23 protein-coding genes and 1 tRNA gene are annotated in these 20,072 nt (G+C 68.5%); 15 read left to right on the top strand and 9 right to left on the bottom strand.

The genetic code is table 11. The features are described 5' to 3' along the window. Positions 1-39: 39 nt before the first annotated feature. Both DMC61_RS33860 and DMC61_RS33855 read left to right on the top strand, forming a co-directional pair. The gene (locus tag DMC61_RS33860) at positions 40-1,590 is read left to right on the top strand and encodes a molybdopterin-dependent oxidoreductase (protein WP_199750161.1); all 1,551 of its coding nucleotides are present in this window, start codon (positions 40-42) and stop codon (positions 1,588-1,590) included. 88 nt (positions 1,591-1,678) lie between these two features. Next, positions 1,679-2,356: a fasciclin domain-containing protein gene (locus tag DMC61_RS33855; protein WP_125694458.1), complete on the top strand. Its 678-nt coding sequence runs from the start codon at positions 1,679-1,681 to the stop codon at positions 2,354-2,356. Between the two features lie 59 nt (positions 2,357-2,415). Here DMC61_RS33855 and DMC61_RS33850 read toward each other — a convergent pair whose 3' ends face one another. The 5 genes from DMC61_RS33850 to DMC61_RS33830 all read right to left on the bottom strand — a co-directional run bounded on the left by DMC61_RS33850 (position 2,416) and on the right by DMC61_RS33830 (position 5,169). Further along, positions 2,416-2,721, bottom strand: coding sequence for a hypothetical protein (locus DMC61_RS33850; protein ID WP_007032135.1), 306 nt, complete (start codon positions 2,719-2,721; stop codon positions 2,416-2,418). After that, positions 2,718-3,119 (bottom strand): Asp23/Gls24 family envelope stress response protein, encoded by a 402-nt coding sequence (locus DMC61_RS33845; RefSeq protein WP_016332541.1) that lies wholly within the window; start codon positions 3,117-3,119, stop codon positions 2,718-2,720. The genes DMC61_RS33850 and DMC61_RS33845 overlap by 4 nt, the downstream gene beginning before the upstream one ends. Further along, positions 3,109-3,675, bottom strand: a complete 567-nt coding sequence (locus DMC61_RS33840) for an Asp23/Gls24 family envelope stress response protein (protein WP_125694456.1) — start codon at positions 3,673-3,675, stop codon at positions 3,109-3,111. The genes DMC61_RS33845 and DMC61_RS33840 overlap by 11 nt, the downstream gene beginning before the upstream one ends. After that, positions 3,666-4,247, bottom strand: a complete 582-nt coding sequence (locus DMC61_RS33835) for an RNA polymerase sigma factor (RefSeq protein ID WP_125694454.1) — start codon at positions 4,245-4,247, stop codon at positions 3,666-3,668. The genes DMC61_RS33840 and DMC61_RS33835 overlap by 10 nt, the downstream gene beginning before the upstream one ends. 148 nt (positions 4,248-4,395) lie before the next feature. After that, the gene (locus DMC61_RS33830) at positions 4,396-5,169 is read right to left on the bottom strand and encodes an ABC transporter permease (RefSeq protein ID WP_125694452.1); all 774 of its coding nucleotides are present in this window, start codon (positions 5,167-5,169) and stop codon (positions 4,396-4,398) included. A 76-nt stretch (positions 5,170-5,245) separates the two neighbouring features. On the opposite strand from DMC61_RS33830, the gene DMC61_RS33825 reads away from it, so the two are divergent. Further along, entirely contained in the window at positions 5,246-5,719 is a 474-nt protein-coding gene (locus DMC61_RS33825) for a MarR family winged helix-turn-helix transcriptional regulator (protein ID WP_125694450.1), read from the top strand. A 1-nt stretch (position 5,720) separates the two neighbouring features. On the opposite strand, the gene DMC61_RS33820 is transcribed toward DMC61_RS33825, so the two are convergent. After that, on the bottom strand, positions 5,721-6,884 hold the full coding sequence (locus DMC61_RS33820; RefSeq protein WP_125694448.1) for an FAD-dependent monooxygenase: 1,164 nt from the start codon (positions 6,882-6,884) through the stop codon (positions 5,721-5,723). Between the two features lie 58 nt (positions 6,885-6,942). Further along, positions 6,943-8,088, bottom strand: coding sequence for a CaiB/BaiF CoA-transferase family protein (locus DMC61_RS33815; protein WP_125694446.1), 1,146 nt, complete (start codon positions 8,086-8,088; stop codon positions 6,943-6,945). 138 nt (positions 8,089-8,226) lie between these two features. Here DMC61_RS33815 and DMC61_RS33810 point away from each other — a divergent pair, with 138 nt between their 5' ends. The 7 genes from DMC61_RS33810 (at position 8,227) to DMC61_RS33780 (ending at position 13,339) form a co-directional block, all read left to right on the top strand. Beyond that, a complete protein-coding gene (locus DMC61_RS33810) occupies positions 8,227-9,045 on the top strand; it encodes an NAD(P)H-binding protein (protein ID WP_125694444.1) in 819 nt (272 codons plus the stop codon). A gap of 73 nt (positions 9,046-9,118) precedes the next feature. Further along, on the top strand, positions 9,119-9,379 hold the full coding sequence (locus tag DMC61_RS33805) for a hypothetical protein (RefSeq protein WP_016332549.1): 261 nt from the start codon (positions 9,119-9,121) through the stop codon (positions 9,377-9,379). Between the two features lie 9 nt (positions 9,380-9,388). Then, complete coding sequence (locus tag DMC61_RS33800; protein ID WP_125694442.1) at positions 9,389-10,780, top strand: cell wall metabolism sensor histidine kinase WalK; 1,392 nt, start codon at positions 9,389-9,391, stop codon at positions 10,778-10,780. Further along, positions 10,777-11,439 (top strand): response regulator transcription factor, encoded by a 663-nt coding sequence (locus tag DMC61_RS33795; protein ID WP_063271635.1) that lies wholly within the window; start codon positions 10,777-10,779, stop codon positions 11,437-11,439. Before DMC61_RS33800 ends, DMC61_RS33795 begins: the two co-directional genes overlap by 4 nt. A 60-nt stretch (positions 11,440-11,499) precedes the next feature. After that, positions 11,500-12,084, top strand: a complete 585-nt coding sequence (locus DMC61_RS33790; protein WP_016332552.1) for a DUF4956 domain-containing protein — start codon at positions 11,500-11,502, stop codon at positions 12,082-12,084. Positions 12,085-12,113: 29 nt separating this feature from the next. After that, on the top strand, positions 12,114-12,845 hold the full coding sequence (locus tag DMC61_RS33785) for a polyphosphate polymerase domain-containing protein (RefSeq protein WP_233595049.1): 732 nt from the start codon (positions 12,114-12,116) through the stop codon (positions 12,843-12,845). Between the two features lie 56 nt (positions 12,846-12,901). After that, positions 12,902-13,339, top strand: a complete 438-nt coding sequence (locus DMC61_RS33780; RefSeq protein WP_125694438.1) for a hypothetical protein — start codon at positions 12,902-12,904, stop codon at positions 13,337-13,339. Positions 13,340-13,364: 25 nt separating this feature from the next. On the opposite strand, the gene DMC61_RS41515 is transcribed toward DMC61_RS33780, so the two are convergent. Continuing rightward, a complete protein-coding gene (locus DMC61_RS41515) occupies positions 13,365-13,511 on the bottom strand; it encodes a hypothetical protein (protein WP_199750160.1) in 147 nt (48 codons plus the stop codon). 222 nt (positions 13,512-13,733) lie between these two features. Here DMC61_RS41515 and DMC61_RS33775 point away from each other — a divergent pair. Beyond that, positions 13,734-13,807, top strand: a tRNA-Ile gene (locus DMC61_RS33775). Between the two features lie 1,442 nt (positions 13,808-15,249). Here DMC61_RS33775 and DMC61_RS33765 read toward each other — a convergent pair. Further along, positions 15,250-16,650, bottom strand: a complete 1,401-nt coding sequence (locus DMC61_RS33765; RefSeq protein WP_158634153.1) for a helix-turn-helix transcriptional regulator — start codon at positions 16,648-16,650, stop codon at positions 15,250-15,252. Positions 16,651-16,942: 292 nt separating this feature from the next. On the opposite strand from DMC61_RS33765, the gene DMC61_RS33760 reads away from it, so the two are divergent. The 4 genes from DMC61_RS33760 (at position 16,943) to DMC61_RS33745 (ending at position 20,063) form a co-directional block, all read left to right on the top strand. Next, positions 16,943-17,980, top strand: coding sequence for a hypothetical protein (locus DMC61_RS33760; RefSeq protein ID WP_125694432.1), 1,038 nt, complete (start codon positions 16,943-16,945; stop codon positions 17,978-17,980). A gap of 194 nt (positions 17,981-18,174) precedes the next feature. Further along, the gene (locus DMC61_RS33755) at positions 18,175-18,669 is read left to right on the top strand and encodes a hypothetical protein (RefSeq protein WP_125694430.1); all 495 of its coding nucleotides are present in this window, start codon (positions 18,175-18,177) and stop codon (positions 18,667-18,669) included. A gap of 160 nt (positions 18,670-18,829) precedes the next feature. Next, positions 18,830-19,291: a peptidase inhibitor family I36 protein gene (locus tag DMC61_RS33750; protein WP_158634152.1), complete on the top strand. Its 462-nt coding sequence runs from the start codon at positions 18,830-18,832 to the stop codon at positions 19,289-19,291. Between the two features lie 316 nt (positions 19,292-19,607). Continuing rightward, positions 19,608-20,063 carry a ricin-type beta-trefoil lectin domain protein gene (locus tag DMC61_RS33745; RefSeq protein ID WP_125694426.1) on the top strand — a complete coding sequence of 152 codons (456 nt, stop codon included), beginning with the start codon at positions 19,608-19,610 and terminating at the stop codon, positions 20,061-20,063. The last annotated feature ends 9 nt before the right edge of the window (positions 20,064-20,072 follow it).

The raw sequence follows: 20,072 nt of genomic DNA, 5'->3' as shown, positions 1-20,072 counted from the left end.
GTCGCCTGTCCGCAGGGCTGGCCGCCTCGAATACCTGGCATGGAGACTTCGCGGACCGCTCGGGAACCACGCCTCCCCGTCTTCGGGGCCGCGCTGATCGGGGTCGTCGCCCTCGCCGCGGCACTGGCGGCCGGCCATCTGGTGGCCGGGTTCATCAGTGCCAACGCTTCGCCGTACCTCGCGGTCGGCAACGGGGCGATCGATCTGACGCCGGTCGGGCTGAAGGATTTCGCGGTCCGCACCTTCGGCGTCTACGACAAGCTCGTGCTGCTCGGCGGGATGGCCGTGGTGATGGTGCTCGCCGCCGCCGTGGCCGGGATGGCCTCGCGCCGGTCACCCGTTCCGGGCATCACGCTGATCGCCGCCTTCGGCCTGCTGGGTGGGTTCGCGGTGGCGCAGCGACCCGACCTCTCGGCGGTCGCGCTGCTCGCACCGCTGGCCAGCCTGATCGCCGGGGTCGGCGTCTTCTTCTGGCTGCATCGCCTGGCCTCGGCCGGTCCCCAGAGCGAAGTCGCGGGCGCATCACGAAGGTCGGTGCTGCTGGCCGGGGCCGGCGCCGTCGTGGCCGCGGGTGCGGCGGGCGTCGGAGGGCAACTCCTCGCAGGCACGCGAGACGCCGAGTCCTCGCGGGCGGCCGTCGGGCGGCTCGTTCCCGCCGAGCCGGCGCCGCCCATCCCGGCCGACGCGGATTTCGCGAAGCTCGGCACGCCGACGTTCCTCACCTCGAACCGCGACTTCTACCGCGTCGACACCGCGCTGTCGGTACCGCAGGTCCGGGCCGAGGACTGGAGCCTCCGGCTGCACGGCATGGTGCGCGAGGAAAAACGGTTCAGCTACGACGACATCCGCGGCAGGCCGCTGATCGAGCGCACGATCACCATGACCTGCGTGTCCAACGAGGTCGGCGGGAACTACGTCTCCACGGCGAACTTCATCGGCGTGGATCTCGGGGACCTGCTGCGGGAGGCCGGGATCCTGCCCGGTGCCGAGCAGATCCACTCCACCAGCGTCGACGGCTGGACCGCGGGCAGCCCCGTCATCGCCGCGCTCGACCCTGAGCGGGGCGCGATGCTGGCGATCGGGATGAACGGGGAACCGCTGCCGGTCGAACACGGTTTCCCCGCGCGAATGGTCATCCCCGGTCTCTACGGCTATGTTTCGGCGACGAAATGGGTCAAGGATCTGGAGATCACCACATGGAAAGCGCGCCGTGCGTACTGGCTCGAACGCGGCTGGGGTGAACAGGCCCCGATCAAAACGCAGTCCAGGATCGACAGTCCGAAAGGATTCGAAACGGTACCCGCCGGCAAGGTCCGGGTCTCGGGTGTCGCGTGGGCGCAGCACACCGGGATCGAGCGGGTCGAAGTCCGGCTCGGCGCGAACGGAAGCTGGCTGCCCGCAACGCTTTCCCGTGAGGTGGGGGTGGACACCTGGCGGATGTGGTGGATCGAATTCGACGTTCCGGCGGGCAGTCACCAGGTCACCGTCCGGGCCGTCGACAAATCCGGCTACACCCAGACCGACGCGCGCGCCGGGACCGTTCCCGACGGGGCGACCGGCCGGCACGTCATCAGTTTCACCGCACGGTGATCGGCGTCACTCGAATGGGTGGCAATCCGATTTCACCGTGGTTCCGAATACCCGGTAAGAGTCCGAAAACAAAATGGAGTGATTTTCCGTGAGCAAGCTTCGCGTCGCAGGAATCGGTTTCACCGCGGTCACCGCGCTGGCCCTGGCCGCCTGCAGCAGCAACGACAGCGCTTCGTCCGGCAGCTCCAGCAGCGCCCCCGCGCCCGCCCCGTCCTCGTCGATGTCGGCCCCGATGTCGAGCGCCGCTTCCGGTGACGGGGTCACCACCAACGCCGACGTGTTCGGCCCGGCCTGTTCGCAGCTGCCGCAGGGCAGTGCGCCGGGTTCGCTGGACTCGATGGGCCCGCAGCCGGTCGCCAGCGCCGCCTCCACCAACCCGCTGCTGACCAAGCTGGTCGCCGCGGTGAAGGCCACCAACCTGGTGGACACGCTCAACAGCCAGCAGGCCATCACCGTGTTCGCCCCGGCGGACCCGGCCTTCGAGGCCCTGGGTGAAGCCAAGTTCACCGAGCTGGCGGGCAAGCCCGACCAGCTGGCCCCGATCCTGCAGTACCACGTCGTCGGCAAGCGTTACGACGCCAAGGGCCTGGAGTCCGCCAAGTCCGTGGAGAGCCTGAACACCGCGGGCGGCCCGGTCAAGATCGAGGGCTCCGGCGAGAACATGACCGTCAACGGCGCCAAGGTCCTGTGCGGCAACATCCCGACCAAGAACGCCACCGTCTTCGTCATCGACAAGGTGCTGACCCCGGGCACCAACAAGAACTAGGTCCCCGCCCTGAGATCGCGGTGGCCACGCCTTCGGGCGCGGCCACCGCGATCTTCGTGTCAGGGAACGAGCGCGGCGGCGTCCACATCGGTCACCACGAGCCGCAGACTCGCGTTCTCCCAAGGGGTTCCGGTCAGTACGGCGCGCAAGGCGGCCCCGGCGACCTCTGTGAGCGGCGGGATCGGCACCTCCAGCGCGACCACGCGGATCTCGACGACGTTCTCGGAGATGTCGACGGCCATCACGTCGAGATCCCACGGCACCGCCGACGCGGCGGCCGTGGTGGACGGCGTGGCCGCGCGCAGCCCCGGTATCTCGCGAAGCGTGCTGAGCAGTGAAGCGGTCAGTTCGGAACGTGCGGTCACAACAGTCCTCCACGGATTTCGATGTCCAAAATGGACACCGAGACGGCCGACGGGGTGAGCCCGGTCGCCTCGGTGACCGCTTTGCCCACGGCCCGCTGCACCGCCTGCGCGGTCGCGGCGGCCTGGTCCAGGCCGGAGAGCGAGAGGTCGATTTCCACCCGCACGTCCGGGGGGTCGTGCTCGACGAACGCGCGGACCCCTTCCGTGGGCGCCGGTTCGAGGCCCTTGATCCGCTGCCGCGCGATCCTGGTCAGCGAACCGGCCAGCCCGCGCAGCCCGGGTTCCAGGCGTACCACGCCGGGGACCCGGGCCGCGGCGTGCGCGGCGACCGCCGCGATCACCGGCGGGGCGATCACCGTCTCGACCAGTTGCCGGGCCGGGGCCTGCTCACGCGTCATAGAGGTCCTCCACCACCAGATCGAGCCGGGCCAGGCGGAGACCGACCCTGGCGCCCGCCGCCGCGGTGACCCGCTCGCGGACGACGTCCAGCGAGTCACCGTCGAAATCATGTGCGATCGCCAGGTTCAGCTCCACGTTCACGGCCAGCGGGTCGGTGACGTCCGGTGCGGGCAGGACCCGGCAGCGGCGCGCGCGGACGCCGTCGACGGAGTCCGCGGCGAACCGCAGCACGGCCGCGACCGCCTGATCGCTCACCTGGACCTCGCCCGGCTCCGGGCTCGCCAGCGGCACCAGATCGCGACGCCGCACCTCGGCGCGGATCGCGGACATGATGCGGCCGGTGAGGTCCGGCGACGGCTCGGTGTCGTCTTCGGCCAGTTCCCTGGTCAGCCCGCGCAGCACCAGAAGGCTTTCGCGGGTCGCCCGGCAGTGCGGGCAGTCGAGTTCGTGCGCGTCCGCCCGGCCGGCGTCGACCTCGTCGAGCCGGTCCCAGACCTGTTCCACATCACGGCCGCACGGCAGCAGGTAGTCGCGGGTCGCGTGGTTCATCGCCATGGCGCCATCACCTCCGCCAACTGTGCTCGTGCTCGCGCGATGCGTCCGCGCACCGCGGTGGTGGTCGCCCCGATCGCCTTCGCGATCTCCTCGTAGGAGCGACCGTGGACCTCGCGCAACAGCCAGCAGGCCCGTTGCTCGGCGGTCAGCTGGTCCAGCGCGCCGGTGAGCGCCGTCATCTGCGCGCTCGTCTCGGCCGCGCGCTCCGGCCGCCCCGCCGAACCGGTGGACTCCTGCTGGTCCAGTTCGACGTCGGCCACCGGTTTCCTGGCGCGGATCACGTTCAGGCACCGGTTGGTCGTCATCCGGTAGAGCCAGCCGACGAACGCCGCGTCCTCCTGCAGCTGGTCGAGCCGCCGCCAGGCGACGAGGAACACCTCCTGGACGACGTCCTCGGCGTCCCCTTTGTTCCCCAGCATCCGCAGCGCCAGCCGGTACATCGGCCCCTGGAACCGCAGGACGAGCTGCTCGTACGCGCGGATCTCGCCGTCGCGGGCGCGCGCGACCAGCGTCGCGTCGTCCAGCACCGTTTCGCCGGCCGCGAGCGGCTCTGTTCTCGCCGAAGCCGTCATCGAGCGCACCTGTGCAGCGCCGTCATGCCGAAGCTCCCTTCACCCCACCCGGACAGGTGGTCACCCGTTAAGACACCGCTTCCCCGGAAACGTCACGCGGGAAACCCGATCCAGCCGACCACGGCACGGCGGATCGCGCACGGCGAAGTCAGGTGATCGCCCGGCGGCGGAACGCGCGGAGACCCGCGGGGGTGAGCACGACCAGCGCGAGGACCAGCGCGAGCGCGCAGAGCCACGCGGGCAGATGGGCGACCTCCGGGGTCAGCGCGCCGCGCAGGCCTTCGCTGACGTAGGTCATCGGGTTCAGCGCGCACAGGGCGCGGAACCAGGGGACGGCGGCGAGTTCGGGGAACGGGAACTGCGCGGAACCGGTGAACAGCAACGGCGGCATCACCAAGGAGAAGGTGATCCCGATCCGGGCGGGGGAGACGAGTGAGCCGATCGTCACCCCCGCCGCGCCACCCGCCAGCGCGCCGAGCACGGTGTACCCGAGCGCCGCCGGGAGACCGGACGGCCGCCAGGACAGTTCGCCGAGTACGAGTGCGCCGACCGGGACCATGAACACGGCCGTGACCAGGCCTCGCGACGCCGCGGCGAAGATCCGCTCGACGACGATCCAGGCGAGCGGCACGGGTGCCCGCAGCCTGTTCTCGATGGTGCGGGTGGCGAACTCCATGGCCAGGGGGAAGGACGCGTTCTGGGCGGCGGCGAAGAACGCGTTCAGCGCGACGAGGCCGGGCAGGAGCAGCCGCGCGTAGCCGGGCGGGGTGTAGCCGAGCGCGCCGAGGACCTTTCCGAACACCAGGAGCATCAGCAGGGGTTGCATGAGCACCTGCGCCAGCACGCCGCCGAGCTGTTTCCGGGTGATGAGCAGATCGTGTTCCAGCAGCCCCCAGAACACGCGCCACGGACTCGGGGTCATATGCGAAGCTTACGCTTACTTATATTCGTTATTTACATGATTTTGGTGTGGAATCGATAAGTGTTAGCGTCGCATCATGAGTGAAGCCACGCAGGTCGCCGAGTCGGTGCGCTGGGCCGTTTCGCGGCTGTCGTCCCGCCTGCGGGCGGAGCAGCCCGGCGATGATCGGAGCCTGAGCAGGCTGGCCGCGTCGGTGCTGGCCAACCTGCGGCACAGCGGGCCGTCGACCGTCAGCGCGCTCGCCGCGATCGAGGGATTGCAGCCGCAGTCCCTGACCAGGGTGCTGAACGCGCTCGAAACGGAAGGCCGCGTGGCCCGGCGTCCCGACGAGCACGATCGGCGCGCCCAGCGGATCGCGATCACCGACGACGGCCGCGAAGCCCTGCGCGCACACGTCCGCGACGGCAACCGCTGGCTGGCCGGGGCCCTCGACGAAACGCTGACCCCCGCGGAACGGGAGATCGTGCGGGTGGCGGCGGGACTGCTGCTCCAGGTCGCCGAGCACGGAGCCGGGGAAGGGCGCGGACACGGGGCCGCCCCACCGCTCTGAATCAGCCCTGCCGGGCGAGCGCGGGGTACTCGTCGAGGGTGATGTCGGTGGCGAACTTGTCGGTCACCCACAGCATCCCGCGCAGCAGGAGCCGCCGCTTGAACATCTGGTCGCGCAGCTTGATCCGCAGGGTGGTCGGCGGTGCGAGGAACGGCCCGGCGTTGGCGTTGCGGGCGATCTTGGCGTAGCCGAGGAACTTCTCGTCGTACCGGCGGAAGGCGAGTTCGTGGTCGCCGTCCGCCGCGGCGAGTTCGCCCGCGATGATGTAGGCGGCCACGACGGCGAGCCCGGTGCCGAAGCCGCCCAGCGTGTTGCCGTACGCCGCGTCGCCGAGGAGCGCGACGCGACCGGTGGAGTAGCCGTCCATCGTGACCCGGGCGATCGAGTCCAGGTAGACGTCGTCCGAACGCTTCACCATCTCCATCAGCTCGGGCAGCCGCCAGCCGCCGCCGTCGAACGCGGCGGCCAGGATCTCCTTCTGCCTGCCGGTGTCGTAGCGGTCGTAGTCGAGCTCGGGGGAGGCGAACACGAAGAACGCGTTCGCCTTGGGCCCGCCGGTGGCCGCCATCCGGCCGGGCTCGTTGTACATCACGGCGGGGCCGCCGTCGGTCTCGTCGGTTTCGACCAGGGCGTAGTAGTGGCCGAGGTGCCGCACGTAGTCGGCTTCCGGGCCGAACGCGAGCCGTCGCACGGTGGAGTGGATGCCGTCCGCGCCGAAGACGAGGTCGAACCGCCGAGGGGCTTCACGCTCGAAGGTGACATCGACGCCGTCGGGAGTCTCGGTCAGCGAAGTGATCGTGTCGCCGAAGACGTACTCGCAGTCCGACGACGTCCGGTCGTACAGGATCCGGGCCAGATCGCCGCGCCGGATCTCGACGTCGCCGCCGGTGAACTCCCCGGGCAGGACGGCGAGCGGCCGTCCCTCGGCGTCGACGATGGTCTGGTCGAGCCCGCCGGTCTGCTGCCGGTAAATCTCGTCGAGGATGCCCATCCGCTCGAGCACGGCGCGGTGGGTGGCGCCCTTGAAATCGACCGCCTGGCCGCCGCCGCGGAGTTCCCGCGACCGTTCGACCACGGTGACCGCGTAACCCTGGCGGGAGAGCCAGAAGGCGAGCGCGGGACCGGCGATGCTCGCGCCGGAGATGAGGACTGTCCTGTTCGTCATGGCAGGAGCTTCACGGCCGGCGTTGACGAAGCGCTGACAGTCCGCTGACCGCCGTCCGTCAGCTCCAGCCGGGCAGGGGAAGGGCCAGTTGCCCAGGCGCGTCCGGCGGCGCCGTTTCGTAGCGCGGTGGTGTCGCCGACAGCCCGATCGGGTTACGGGTCAGCCGCACGGACGTGCCGTCGGGCCGCGGGAGATCCACCGTCGGGCTCAGGCCGAGCCGTTCGGCCAGCGCGAACGCGCCCGCGACGTCGTTGACCTCCCCGGCGGGCACGCCTGCCGCGCTCAGCTCCGCCGCCCACTCGGCCGCGGGCCGTTTGCCGAAGTGGTCTTCGAGCAGTGCGCCCAGCTCGGTCCGGTTCGCGACCCGAGCCGGATTGGTCGCGAACCGGCTGTCCTCCGCGAGGTCCGGCAGGCCGATGACCTCGCACAAGGCCGCGAACTGCCGGTCGTTGCCGACGGCGAGCGCGAGTTCGTGATCGGCGCAGGGGACGAGTTCGTACGGGGCGATGCTGGGATGCCGGTTGCCCATCCGCGCCGGGACCGTCCCGCCGGAGGTGTAGGCGCTGCCCTGGTTGACCAGGGCGGCGAGCAGGCTGGACAGCAGGTCGATCTCGACGCGCTGTCCCTGCCCGGTGCGGTCGCGGTGGCGCAGGGCGGCGAGGATGCCGACGCTCGCGAACAGCCCGGCCAGCACGTCGACGAGCGCGACACCGACCTTCTGCGGCTCGCCGTCCGGGTCACCGGTGATGCTCATCAGCCCGCCGACGGCCTGGATGAGCAGGTCGTAGCCGGGCAGCGCGGCGCCGCCGCCGGAACCGAAACCCGTGACGGAGCAGAGAACGAGGCCGGGGTTCGCCGCCAGCAGCACCTCCGGACCGAGGCCGAGCCGCTCCATCACGCCGGGCCGGAAGTTCTCGACCACGACGTCGGCCTCCAGCGCGAGCGCGCGGGCCTTGGCGAGATCGTCCGGATCACCGAGGTCCAGCGCCACACTCGTCTTGTTCCGGTTCACCGACTGGAAGTACGTCGCCTGACCGGCCGCGTCGTAGGGCGGGCCCCAGCTGCGGGTGTCGTCGCCGGTGCCCGGCCGCTCGACCTTGATTACCGTCGCGCCGAGGTCGGCCAGCAGCATGGTGGCGAACGGGCCGGCGAGCACCCGCGAGAAGTCGAGGACGCGAAGCGGGCCGAGTGCGGTTTCGGACATGTGCCCGACCCTAAGCGGCCGCCGCTGTCCTCGAAGTTGTGATCGCGCTCACGAACCCAATACTTTCCTCTAGGTACCTACTATCTCGGGGAAGGTAGCTTCGGTCGCGTCAATGCGAACGCGAATCGAGGAGAGACCATGATCGTGGTGACCGGAGCGACCGGGAACGTGGGACGGCTGCTGGTGGAAACCCTTGCCGCCGCAGGAGAAGAGGTGACGGCGGTGTCGCGCCGGATCTCGGCGGCGGACGTACCCGACGGCGTGCGCACCGTGCAGGCCGACCTCGCCAGGTCCGACGGATTGAAGCAGGTCTTCGACGGCGCGGATCGGATTTTCCTGTTGACGTCAGGGGAATTCATGGCGGCTGGCGGCGACGTCGCGGAGATCGTCGCGGCCGCCGGGGGAGCCAGGATCGTGCTCCTGTCCTCTCAAGGCGTCGGGACCGGGCGGCACGCGCCCGCGTTCGAAGAGGCGGTCAAGGCGTCGAGTCCGGAGTGGACGGTGCTGCGGCCGGGCGGGTTCGCGTCGAACGCTTTCCAGTGGGCACCGGCGATCCGGGCCGACCGGGTGGTCGCCGCGCCGTTCGGCGACGTCGCCCTACCCGTCATCGACCCGGCGGACATCGCCGACGTCGCGGCGGCCGTGCTGCGCGAACCCGGCCACCACGGCCGGACCTACGTGCTCACCGGACCCGAGCCGATCTCGCCCCGGCGGCAGGCGGCGGACCTCGGCGAGGCACTGGGCGAGCCGCTGCGATTCACCGAACTGAGCGAAGCCGAGGCCCGCGCCGCGATGTCGGAGTTCATGCCGCCGGTGGTCGTGGAGGCCACGCTCTCGATCCTCGGCACGCCCACGGAAGACGAACTGCGGGTCAGCCCCGACGTCGAAAAGGTGCTCGGGCGGCCGGGACGTACCTTCGCCGAATGGGCGGCGCGGAACGCGGCGGCGTTCAAGTGAGCGGGAGGGCTCGATGAGAAAGTTCTCATCGAGCCCTCATCGGCGGCTCACCGGTTCCGGGCAGCCTGGGGGTATGCGAGTCCGAATCATCGTCCTGGCCGGGGTCGCCGCCGTCGTGGTGGCGGCCACCGGCACGTTCGCCGTCATCGCGGCCACCGCGGACTCACCGCCCGACCTCGGCCCGGCGGTGGTCGCCCCGGCCGGGCAGGCCGTCACCGGCCCGGGTGAAGCGGGGGCCCCGCCCGCCGTCGTCCCGCCCCGGCTGGCCGGGCACGACGACGACGTCGATGATGACCCTGATGACGCCGATGACCACTTCGACCTCGACGACTGAGCGGGGCCGATGAGCGCCCGAGCCCGGATCCTCGCGTGGGTCCTGCTGGTCGTGCTGCTCGCGCTCGCCGGATCGCTGCTGGCCACCCGGACCGTCCTGCACAACCAGCTGGACCAGCGCCTCGACAACGAGATCGCGCACGAGACCGGCAAACTCCGTGCCTTCCTGGCGTCGCCGGACGCCCGCCCGGCCGGGCAGCCCGCCACCGTCGAAGCGGTCCTCGGCCGTCACCTGGAACGGAATCTGCCGGAGAAGTACGAGACGTTCTTCTCGATCAGCGACGGCGCCGCGTCGAGGCGGAGCGCGATCGAGCCGCCGGTCCGCCTCGACACGGACCCGAAACTCGTCGCCGAACTCTCCCGGGCCACGAGCCCGGCGTACGGCACGGTCACCACCGCGATCGGGTCCGCGCGCTACGGCGTCGTCCCGGTGACCATCGAGGGCTCGCCGGGCCGCGGCGCACTGGTGATCGTCGAGTTCGTCGACCACGCCGCGGGCGAGATCAACGACGTCGTCGGCGTGATGGCCGCGATGTCGGGGGCGGCGCTGGTGCTGGCCGGGCTGATCGGCTGGCTGGTCGCCGGCCGCATCCTCGCGCCGGTGCGGGAGGTGCGCCTGGCCGCCGAGCAGATCGGCGAAACCGACCTTTCCCGCCGGATCGAGGTGCGGGGTTCGGACGACGTCGCCGCGCTCGGGCGCACCTTCAACACGATGCTGGACCGGCTCGAAAGCGCCTTCGCCGGGCAGCGCGACTTCATCGACGACGCCGGGCACGAACTGCGCACCCCGATCACGATCGTCCGCGGCCATATCGAGCTGATGGGTGAAGATCCCGAGGAGAACGCGGCCACCCGGCGGCTGGTCCTCGACGAACTCGGGCGGATGCAACGGATCGTGGACGATCTGCTGGTGCTCGCCAAATCCGGCAACCCCGGCTTCCTCGCCCCCGGTGAAACCGATCTCGCCGACCTCACCGTCGAGACCCTGGCCAAATCCCGTCCGCTGGCCGACCGGGTCTGGCGGCTCGACGCGGTGGCCGAGGTGAAGGTCCGCGCGGACGGGCAACGGCTCGCGCAGGCCTTGCTGCAGCTGGTCTCCAACGCCGTCCGGCACACTTCGCCCGGCCAGGAGATCGCCCTCGGCTCCGAGGTGACGGCGACGACGGCGCGGCTCTGGGTCCGCGACACCGGCGAGGGGGTCCCGCCGGATTCGAGGAGCCGGATCTTCGAACGGTTCAAACGCGGCAGCAACTCCAGCGGCGACGACGGCGCCGGGCTCGGCCTCGCGATCGCGGCCGCGCTCGCCGAGGCGCACGGCGGCCGGGTGCTGCTCGACACCGCGCCAGGCGAAGGCGCGACGTTCACCATGGAGATCCCCGTCGCGGAAGGTGCGGACCGGTGACCAGTGTGCTCGTGGTGGAGGACTCCGCCAGGATCGGTGCCTTCGTCGAGAAAGGCCTGCGGGCGCAGGGTTTCGCGACCCGCTGGGTCAAAACCGGCTCCGAAGGGCTGACCGAGGCGCTGACCGGCGCGCACGACCTCGTCGTCCTCGATCTCGGTCTGCCGGACCTCGACGGCTCGGATCTGCTGCGGGCCCTGCGCGCGGCGGGCCGGACGGTACCGGTGATCATCCTGACCGCGCGGGACAGCGTCGTCGACCGGGTCGCCGGGTTGTCCGGCGGCGCCGACGACTACCTGGCGAAACCCTTCGCGTTCGAGGAACTGCTGGCGCGGATCCGGTTGCGGCTGCGGGGGAATCCCGAGGCCGAGCCGGCGGTGCTGCGTGCCGGGGATCTCTCGCTCGACCTTCGCACACGGCGGGTTTCGGTGGCGGGGGAGGAGAAGGACCTCACCGCCCGCGAGTTCGCGCTGCTGGAGACGTTGCTGCGCAACCGCGGTCAGGTGCTGTCCCGCGAGCAACTGCTCGGCGGGGTCTGGGGTTTCGATTTCGACCCCGGTTCGAACGTGGTGGACGTCTACATCCGCTATCTGCGCGGGAAGATCGGCGCGGAGCGGATCGAAACCGTGCGGGGGATGGGCTACCGGCTCGGTGAGTCCTGATGAGACGGTTCTCATCGGGATCTCACGGCGGTCTCTTTCGTAGGCGGCACAGTGGTTTCCATGACCACGACACTGCTTCATCTCACCGTCGACCTCGTCGCCGCCGTGATCCTCGCCTACGGCATCTACGCTCGTCGCCATCACCGCGGTGACCTCGCCTGCGCCTATCTCGCGCTGAACGTCGGCGTCTGCGTCTCGGTCGCCGTGCTGCTGTCCGTGTCGACCGCGAGCGCGCTCGGGCTCGGCCTGTTCGGCGTGCTGTCGATCATCCGGCTGCGCTCCGATTCGATCAGCCAGCAGGAGGTCGCGTACTACTTCGTCGCGCTGGTGCTCGGCCTGGTGAACGGGCTGCCGTCCGCGGACTGGCGGATCGTCGCCGTCTTCAATGTGCTGTTGCTGGCCGTCATGTACGTCGCCGATCACCCGTCGCGCACCCGCGGTCCGCAGCGGCGGACGGTCGTGCTCGACACCGTGTACCCCGACGAGCAGACGATGCTGATGGAACTGCGCGCGCGGCTCGGCGGAACGGTCGTGCGGCACAGTGTGTCCGAAGTGGACTATGTCCGCGAGGTCACCGTCGTCGACGTCCGGTTCCGGCCGGACACCGCCGCGGTCGTCCACGGCGCCCCGGCGGGGCACCGGTGAGCGGGCGCGGCACGGCCACCGTCGCCGCGGTGGCGAAGAGACTTCCTTCGCTGTCGCTGGCCGAAGTCGTCGCCACGAGCGGGCTGATGAGCCGGACTGACCGCAAGTACGTCCTGCCGCTCAACGACTTCCTGGCCGTGGCCGAGGTGCTGTCGCTCCGCTGCCTGGAGATCGAAGGGCAACGGGTGTTCGGCTACTCGTCGACCTATTTCGACACGCCGGATCTGGCGATCTTCCGCGCGCACCGGCAGGACCGTCGCCGCCGGTTCAAAATCCGCACGCGGACCTACACCGACTCGGCCGACACCTACTGCGAGCTGAAAGTCAGTGGACGGCGGGACGAAACGGTCAAGGTCCGCCGCCCGCATCCGGCCGAGGCGGCGCACGGCCTGACCGCGCCCGCGCTGACGTTCCTGGACGACGCCCTCACCGCCGCCTACGGCCGCCCCGCGCCCCGGCCGCTGCTCCCCGCGCTGGTCACCGACTACCGGCGGACCACCCTCGTCACCGCCGACACGCGGATCACCTGCGACACGTCACTGGTCTGGCGCTCCGGGCCGCGGAGCCTGGCGGCGGGGGACGACCTGGTGCTGCTGGAGGTGAAGTCGGCTTCCGAGCGTAACAGCGTCACCGAGGCGCTGGCGAAACTGCGGATCCGGGAGCAGTCGGTGAGCAAGTACTGCGCGGGCCTGGTGGCGCTGGGCCTGGTGACCGGCGGGAACCGATGGCGTCCGGCGCTGCGACGGCTCGGGGTGGCGTAACGCTCGCAGCGCGGCCGCCGACCCTTGCTTTCGGGTTCCGAGCGAGGAGGACGCACATGAGGACCAGGGAAAAGGCCGCGCTCGCCGTGGCGGGGCTGGCCGTCGCCGCGGCCGGGGGCACGGTGTTCGCCGGGACGTCCGGCGCTGTCGGCCCGTCGCCGGCGCCGAGCGTGCAGGCCGCGGAGACGTCGTGCGTGACCGACGGCGCCGGGATGTGCACCGTGCAGCACACGCTGGGCGCGGTCCCGGCGGTAGTGGTCGTCTCGGCGAACACGCCGGGACAGTTCAACGCGTACATGCTGAACACGGTGCAGGGCTCGTACACGGCGACCACGTTCAAGGTGCGGGCGATGTTCGACCAGACCACGCCGAAGGTGGGCGGGGCGATCTGGTTCAGCTACGCGGCCTATGGTGCACCGATCGTTCAGCCGACCAGTTCGAGGTTGTTTCCGCCGCCGGCCGCACTCGCGACACCCGGGTCGCCGCGCCGCTGACCGTCCAAAAAGGACCGTTAATCGACTACCGTGGCCGGTCGTCCAGCTCCTCGGACAGGATCGCTTCGATCCGAAGGCCGGCTCGCCGCAGTATCCGGATGCTCGCCCTCAGTGACAACACGATGCCGATGACCGCCACGACACCGAGCCCGATGGCGACCGGATTCGCCACGAGCGCCTCCCTGCCCGACGGGCCCGGACGGCATGCCGCCCGGCGCTGGTCCCTGAAACCTAGACGAGCCGGCTTTGCCCCGCGCCGGAAACCAACTGATCGGCCTAGGCGATCGCGGCAGGTGAACGCTGTGATAGCTTGGAGCGAACTGGGACTTCTGTGCGTTCGCAAACCCGCTGTTCGGGCTGGGACGGTTCCCGCGGAGGTGTCAGGACACCGTTGGGGCCGGTAGCTCAGTTGGTTAGAGCAGGGGACTCATAATCCCTTGGCCGTCGGTTCGAGCCCGACCCGGCCCACAACATCAACATCGCCGCTGACCTGCAGAAATGCTGGTCCTTCGGCGGCAATTTCGCCTCTGCGTTAGGCGCGGCTGGGCTCCGTTATGTCTCCGTTTGCTCCGGTGTGCTCGTTGGTGGAGGAGTGCTCTGCGGAGCCGGGTAGTGGCGTAGCGGCCTTCTGCTTGTTCGTCACGACCGCTGAGGTGGGGATTTCAGCAGGTTTGGAGTTCTTTTGCTTCCACAGCTGGACAAGCTGGGTGTGGTCGCAGGTCGGCTGGGCGTGATCTGTGTTCTCGAGCAGAAGGCCAGTGATGTCCACGGTTTTACCCTTGCCCTGTGCATCTTGGAACCTTGAGCTAGAGCGTGGCGTACCCGATGGGAGACATGAGTTCGGCGTCGCGTTGGTGTGCTTGGCGAGTCCGATCTGTTCGGGGCGTCGGGTACTCGTGGTCCGCTTTGGCTTCGAGGAATTTGACGAAGCAATTGGTCTCCGAGACGCGGTCGTCGGCCACCAGGACTTCCCGGCTGTCGCCGTGAGGACAGGCGAACACAATCACGCAATGCCGGCCCGTCGACTCAGACATCAGCCCCGAGCCTCGAACTCCTGACCCGCCAAGCGCCCAGGCGCAACCCTGCCCCGGCGGGGCTACATGCAGACGGTCCCGCGTCTGACCAGCGCTCTTCGGCCGGGATGTTGGTGATTGAGCGCAGCTTCTCGGTTGATGACGTCGGCCGCCACCTCCTCGCTGGTTCAGAGCCAGCACCATGGCGTATCGGACGGTGCCGAGTGAGGTCGGACAAGACTCTTCGGGACGGCCGCGCCGTGCCCGCGGGAAGGCAGGGGGCCAGCGTGATTCGCTTGTGCGGCTGTAAGCGTGATGGTCGGCACCGTGGTCGGGCTGACATTTCTGTTTGGGTTCGGCAATGTGTTCGCGCTTGCTCTCCGGCTCGGCGTGCCGGTGTGGGCAGCGTCCTTGGTTGCGCCTGCAGGTCGCTGGCAGCTAGCTGGCTCCGCGTCGGGAGTGGTGAGGCGGACCGGGATGTCGGCGTTACGTCGCCGGGGATGGCGGGTTCCGCGCCGAGGCCCGGCGCGAGACCTGCGACCGGCTGGCGCGCGAGTTCCCCGAGACGGGTGCGCCACGCTGGACAGCCTGCTGGAGACCGATCCGGCGATCGGGATACCCGGTTGCGATGGCTGGCTACCGGCCCGATGGAAGCCTCGCCCCAAGGCGGTGAAGGTCGTGGTCGCGAAGCTGGAGTTCCTCCGCTCGTGGGGGCGCGGACACCGTGGCCTGTCGGTACTTCCGGCGGAGCGGCGCCGGTTCCCGGCCACGTTCGGGCGCCGGTTGACTGGGCGGGCGCTGTAACGCCGGCACCCGCTCGCGCTGATGCTGCCGGCGCGGTCGGCGACTGAGGTGCTGGATGAGGCCGTGCAGCTGTTCGACCAGGTGATCTTGTGATCAGCCCTTATAGGGGATCATGAAAATGTGGCTCATGTTGGCGTTGTGCGTTGAGGTGGATCCGCGTGAGTCGGTCAGGTCTTCCACGGCGCCCTGTACCGCGCCGTCCATGCCGTCTACCCACTTCACCATGACGTAGGCGCTGAACCGGGGGTCACAGTCGGCGCGGACGGTGAAGTAGGGCAGGTGCAGTGGTACGTGATGGCGGTGCACCGCGTACGACATCTCGCGGAGTTCTCCGGTAGCCCGGTCCTTGTGGCAGACCTCGTTGCCCTTCCACTGGGTGACGTACAGAGTGAAGGTGGCCGTCGACGCGGTCGGGGCGGGCGTGTCGCAGTGCTTGTCCTTCTGCGGATAGCAGACCTGGAATTGGGTGTCGGCGACGACGCTGAGGTGAGTGAAGCCTGGCGCGAAGGTGACGGACCTGAGTACCGGCTCCCGGGCGATCATGCGGGGATCCGGTCCCACGTGCAGGAGGCCACGTGGCACCGCGCTCTGTGCGGGCGCGCCTGTGGTCGTGTTGTCCACGGACGTGTCGGCGATCTCGATCCGCCCGCTGTCCAGCCGGAACTGCGCGTCGAGGTCTTCCTTGAGCGCGGTGGCGCGGACGTAGGCGGTGCAGGCGACTGTGGTGGCCACACCGGGATGCAGCAGGAAGCGTGTGGTCAGCTGGACCTCTTCCTTCTCCGGCTCCGACGACGCACCTTCCTGCAGGATGTTCTGTCCCGTTACGAAGCTCTGTTCGCCGCCGGGCCACCGGCACCGCACCTCGTTGTCGAACAGCGAGCGGTGGGTCGCCGAGCTCGCGCGCATCACTGACACCACGTGCGCGGTCTGCGTCGTCGACATCTCCAGCTCGACGCTGCCCAGCGCCACCACCTCATGATCGGGCTTCCAGGATCCGCCGGGCAGTGCCTTGGGCATCCGCGGTGCGAGTATGCGACGTGGCGCGAAGTCGTATCGGACGACGGCGTCGGCGGGCGCGGCGGCGGGCACGAGGGTGGAGGGGGCTGCATCGTTGAATGCCGTGCTCGACGGGATCACGATCGCCACGAGGACTGCAGCGGCGGCCGCGAGTGATCGTGGGCGCCGCCGGCCAGAGCCGGAGGACAGGCCCGGAGTTTCGACTGGGGAAGCCGGTGTATCCACGGTGATCTTGCCGTTGGCCACCTGCCAGTGCCGTAGCAAATCGGTGAGTTCTTGATCAGCCGCCCCACACGCGGTGGCGATTGCGGCAATCGTCCGGTAATCGGGTGGAACTGTTACTCCAGAACAGTATCGATGCAGGGTTGAACTGCTGATATGCGACTTTCGGCCAAGCTCTGAATAGCTCAGCCCGCTGCGCTCCTTGAGTGCAGCGAGAAGTTGCGCAAGCTCGCTGCGCGTGCTCGACACATCCATCGACCCTCCCCAAGCCTCCGGTGCCGAGCCAGTATGACACCGTCCCGCGTCCTTCGGGAAACTCCTGCTCAGGGCCGTTTCACGCATGTCGGGACGACATACGTTCCGGCTACCCTTGCCGCTACCGCCTGTTATCCGACATGGTTGTTCCGCATCCCTGGTGGATGTGAATCAAATTCACTGCCTAGATCATCCGTATTTGCAGAACCCCGGGACATCCCCGTGAGGGGTCATGGTTATTCGCTGGAATAGTTCGTCACGCTAATTTCTCATTGGTGAGAGGAGACTGCGGGTGAGGCGAATCCTGTCGTTCATTCTCGGTGCCGTGGTGCTGGTCGTGCTCGCGCCGGTGGCGACCGCGAGCGATGCCACCTACGTCAAGTTCACGCCGCAACCGGTGCTCGCGCCGAAGGTGCCCGAGACAAAGCCGGGTGAGCCGGTGAAGTTCGACCAGGAGGTCAAGAAGCTGGGCAGCGTGGAGCTGAAGATGTCGGCGACGCGGACCGCCTACGTCAGATCGGTGATGCGCGCGAACTCGGCCACCTACCGCTCGCTGTTCGACAACGAGGTGCGGTGCACCTGGGCAGGCGGCGAACAGAGCTTCGTGACGGGACAGAACATCCTGCAGAAGGGTGCGTCCCTGGAGCCGGAGAAGGAGGACGTCCAGCTCACCACACGCTTCCTGGTGCACCCCGGTGTCGACACGAGGGTCACCTGCACCGCGTACGTCCGTGCTGCCACGATGCGCAAGGAACTCGACGCCCGGTTCCAGTTGTACGACGGATTCCTCGAGTTCGCGGACACGTCCGTTGACAACACCACCGCCGGTCTGCCCGCCCAGCGCGCCACGCCCCGTGGCCTCGTGCGTGTCGGGCCGGACCCCGAGGTCGTGGCGCGCGAGCCTGCGTTGCCGTACTTCACCCTCGCGCCGGGCTTCACGAAACTCAGTGTCTTCGCCGACACCGAGTACAAGACGTGCTACCCGGTGAAGGACAAGGACTGTACCGAACCGCCGGCCTCAACGGCCACCTTCACCCTCTTTGTCAACCAGTGGAACGGCGACAAACTGTGCCAGACCAGCAACGCCACCACGACGACCCGCCAGATGTCCTACTCGGTGCACCATCATTACGTGCCGCTGCACTTGCCCGACTTCACCGTCCGACCCGACTGCGAACAGCGGTTCAACGCCTACGTCCTGGTCAAGTGGAAAGACGGCATGGACGGTGGAGTGCAGGGCACCGCGGTAGGCCTGACCGACTCACGCGGGTCGACCACCACCCACAACTCCCACATGAGCCACGTCTTCGTCGTCCCTCTCAAAAGCTGACGACAACAGGGTGAACTCCACCTCCTTTGCCATTGACGCCGTCGACTTCTGCGTTGCCCACTCGTCACAAGCGCACATCGAAATCTGCCCAACATGATTTTCTGTCAAAAATGTACCCTCTCGAAATTCGCTGCAGAACCCGTACGGGAACTGTGTTCGCAGAGGTTCGCGGCAAACACAAAATAGGAGTCAAGATGCTGAGAAAAGCACTGGGTGTCATTGTGGTCGCGTGTGCGATAGCGGCGACGGTAGCGTTCGGCGCCACCGCGGCGACCGCTGCGCCCGCCGCGAGCCGTCTTGCGGCAACTGCCGCGACCGACGCTGGAATCCAGGCGTCTCCGAAGTGCTCCGGAACGGAATCGTACGGCCCCATCCGCTACCAGGTGTGCGTCCGGTACAACTGTGATAGCAATTCCTGTTTCCATCGTGGATACCTCGGCGTTGCCAACACTGCCACGAGTGCTCGCACGGTCACCTGGGACCTGGACTGGAGCTTGATCGGCGCCCCGTGGCGTGACGATGACCGCGGTGTCGTAACCCTCGCCGCCGGTCAGCAGAAAACCATCTATTCCCGCTACACCTACGAAACCTCACCCTGCGGTTTCACGGGACAGAGAAAACTGACCGTCGCATACAGCTCTGGCACAAGCGCACCCATCGCAGTGGAAGACTTCATGGCCTGCCGATAAATGCTCTGAGTGGCACAATCGGGCACTTTCGGAATCACGCAATGATTCTCCCTTTAAGAGATGGATCACGACAGCTTCAGCACTCGAGTTCGGGGAGGAACTAGTGAAGGTAAAAGCATTTTTCCGGGCAACGACTGTAGCGCTCGGCATTGGAGCCGCTGTGCTGGCTACGACGCCCGGGGCCACTGCGAGGCCGTCGGACGTGCTCGCCCGCTATGCGGCGGACGGCATCGACGTGGACCGGCTACCCGCCGGGTACGCGGTCGTCGGCGACCAGATCCTGTGGCAACGCCAGACCGACGCCGGCGTGCTCAGCACCGGGATCGGCACGTTCTGCTCGCTCGGCTTCCTTTGCCTGTACCGGGCGACGGGCACCACCGGCACGCTGTGGTTCACCAACGACCGGCAGCGCATGCACAACCTGGGGGATTACAGCTTCAATGACGCGACCCGCAGCTGGTGGAACAACTCCAGCTACGACGCGATCTGGTACTTCCACACCAGCGGCTCGCCCAACCCGTATGTGTGCATGAACGCAGGCGACCGTGTGAGAAACCCGCCTGCTCCCCAGCAGCGGCAGGCGTCGCTCGCCTACGTCTACCCCAACTCCACCACCTGCTGACATGCCACCGCATGACGGGCCGAGACCGTGTACTTGACCCGCCCGAACCAGCCCTGCGAGCCCGCTCCTAGCCATTCGTCGTGTGGCTGGCAAGCGTGGCATGCGCGGCTGACGCGGTTGACCGAAGGCTAGCCAAATCCATATCGACGGACATTAGCGCCAGCAACGACACGGCAGCCCGACTCGCGTCCTGGGTGGACGCGCGCCGCACGAAGGGCTCTTAGGGCCGCCGCAACTCGCTGATGCTTTTAGACGCTGCAACAAATCACACGGGCGGTGGCTCAAAGTCACCGATGAACGAGGGAAAGGGAGAACAATGGTTCGCAGGATTGTGGGCTCGGCACTGGCTCTGGTGGCGTCGGTCGGGTTGTCGATCGTCGCCGCGTCGCCGGCCTCGGCGGCTACCAACAGTTTCGCGACGCCTTCAGGCACCGGCTGCCTGGACGGTTACAACAACCGCCCAGGCAGTGAGGTCTACACCACCGGCTGCAATGGCGGCAATTTCCAAAGGTTCAACTATCTGGGGTTCAACCGCAGGACCCAGCTGGCCAGCGCTGGAGTAGCCGGCCACTGCATCCAGAGTGTCGCGTCGGCAGTGAAGCTGGAGCCGTGCCGTTCCGGCACCGGGACGCAGTTCTGGTTGGTCCAGGGCAGGCCGGGCAGCCTGGTCATCAGGTCGGACGCCAACCCCCGTGTCTGTCTGAACAGGGCGGGAGCCAATGTGGACGTGGGCCCCTGCGATCTGGGAGTGGCGGCCTGGGTGCTGCGCTAGCGGCGTGAC

This window comes from Amycolatopsis sp. WAC 04169, assembly GCF_003947535.1.
GTDB lineage: Bacteria > Actinomycetota > Actinomycetes > Mycobacteriales > Pseudonocardiaceae > Amycolatopsis > Amycolatopsis keratiniphila.
Note: the sequence above shows the minus strand (reverse complement) of the source record. Positions and strands in the feature narration are given on the sequence as shown.

Excerpts from the sequence above, each read along its gene's own strand:
- DMC61_RS33765 (WP_158634153.1), bottom strand. The coding sequence starts at position 16,650 with ATGGATGTGTCGAGCACGCGCAGCGAGCTTGCGCAACTTCTCGCTGCA.
- DMC61_RS33805 (WP_016332549.1), top strand. The coding sequence starts at position 9,119 with ATGCGAGTCCGAATCATCGTCCTGGCCGGGGTCGCCGCCGTCGTGGTG.
- DMC61_RS33860 (WP_199750161.1), top strand. The coding sequence starts at position 40 with ATGGAGACTTCGCGGACCGCTCGGGAACCACGCCTCCCCGTCTTCGGG.
- DMC61_RS33840 (WP_125694456.1), bottom strand. The coding sequence starts at position 3,675 with ATGGCGATGAACCACGCGACCCGCGACTACCTGCTGCCGTGCGGCCGT.
- DMC61_RS33780 (WP_125694438.1), top strand. The coding sequence starts at position 12,902 with ATGAGGACCAGGGAAAAGGCCGCGCTCGCCGTGGCGGGGCTGGCCGTC.
- DMC61_RS33845 (WP_016332541.1), bottom strand. The coding sequence starts at position 3,119 with ATGACGCGTGAGCAGGCCCCGGCCCGGCAACTGGTCGAGACGGTGATC.
- DMC61_RS33830 (WP_125694452.1), bottom strand. The coding sequence starts at position 5,169 with ATGACCCCGAGTCCGTGGCGCGTGTTCTGGGGGCTGCTGGAACACGAT.
- DMC61_RS33815 (WP_125694446.1), bottom strand. The coding sequence starts at position 8,088 with ATGTCCGAAACCGCACTCGGCCCGCTTCGCGTCCTCGACTTCTCGCGG.
- DMC61_RS33835 (WP_125694454.1), bottom strand. The coding sequence starts at position 4,247 with ATGACGGCTTCGGCGAGAACAGAGCCGCTCGCGGCCGGCGAAACGGTG.
- DMC61_RS33800 (WP_125694442.1), top strand. The coding sequence starts at position 9,389 with ATGAGCGCCCGAGCCCGGATCCTCGCGTGGGTCCTGCTGGTCGTGCTG.
- DMC61_RS33790 (WP_016332552.1), top strand. The coding sequence starts at position 11,500 with ATGACCACGACACTGCTTCATCTCACCGTCGACCTCGTCGCCGCCGTG.
- DMC61_RS33755 (WP_125694430.1), top strand. The coding sequence starts at position 18,175 with ATGCTGAGAAAAGCACTGGGTGTCATTGTGGTCGCGTGTGCGATAGCG.
- DMC61_RS33820 (WP_125694448.1), bottom strand. The coding sequence starts at position 6,884 with ATGACGAACAGGACAGTCCTCATCTCCGGCGCGAGCATCGCCGGTCCC.
- DMC61_RS33810 (WP_125694444.1), top strand. The coding sequence starts at position 8,227 with ATGATCGTGGTGACCGGAGCGACCGGGAACGTGGGACGGCTGCTGGTG.
- DMC61_RS33745 (WP_125694426.1), top strand. The coding sequence starts at position 19,608 with ATGGTTCGCAGGATTGTGGGCTCGGCACTGGCTCTGGTGGCGTCGGTC.
- DMC61_RS33825 (WP_125694450.1), top strand. The coding sequence starts at position 5,246 with ATGAGTGAAGCCACGCAGGTCGCCGAGTCGGTGCGCTGGGCCGTTTCG.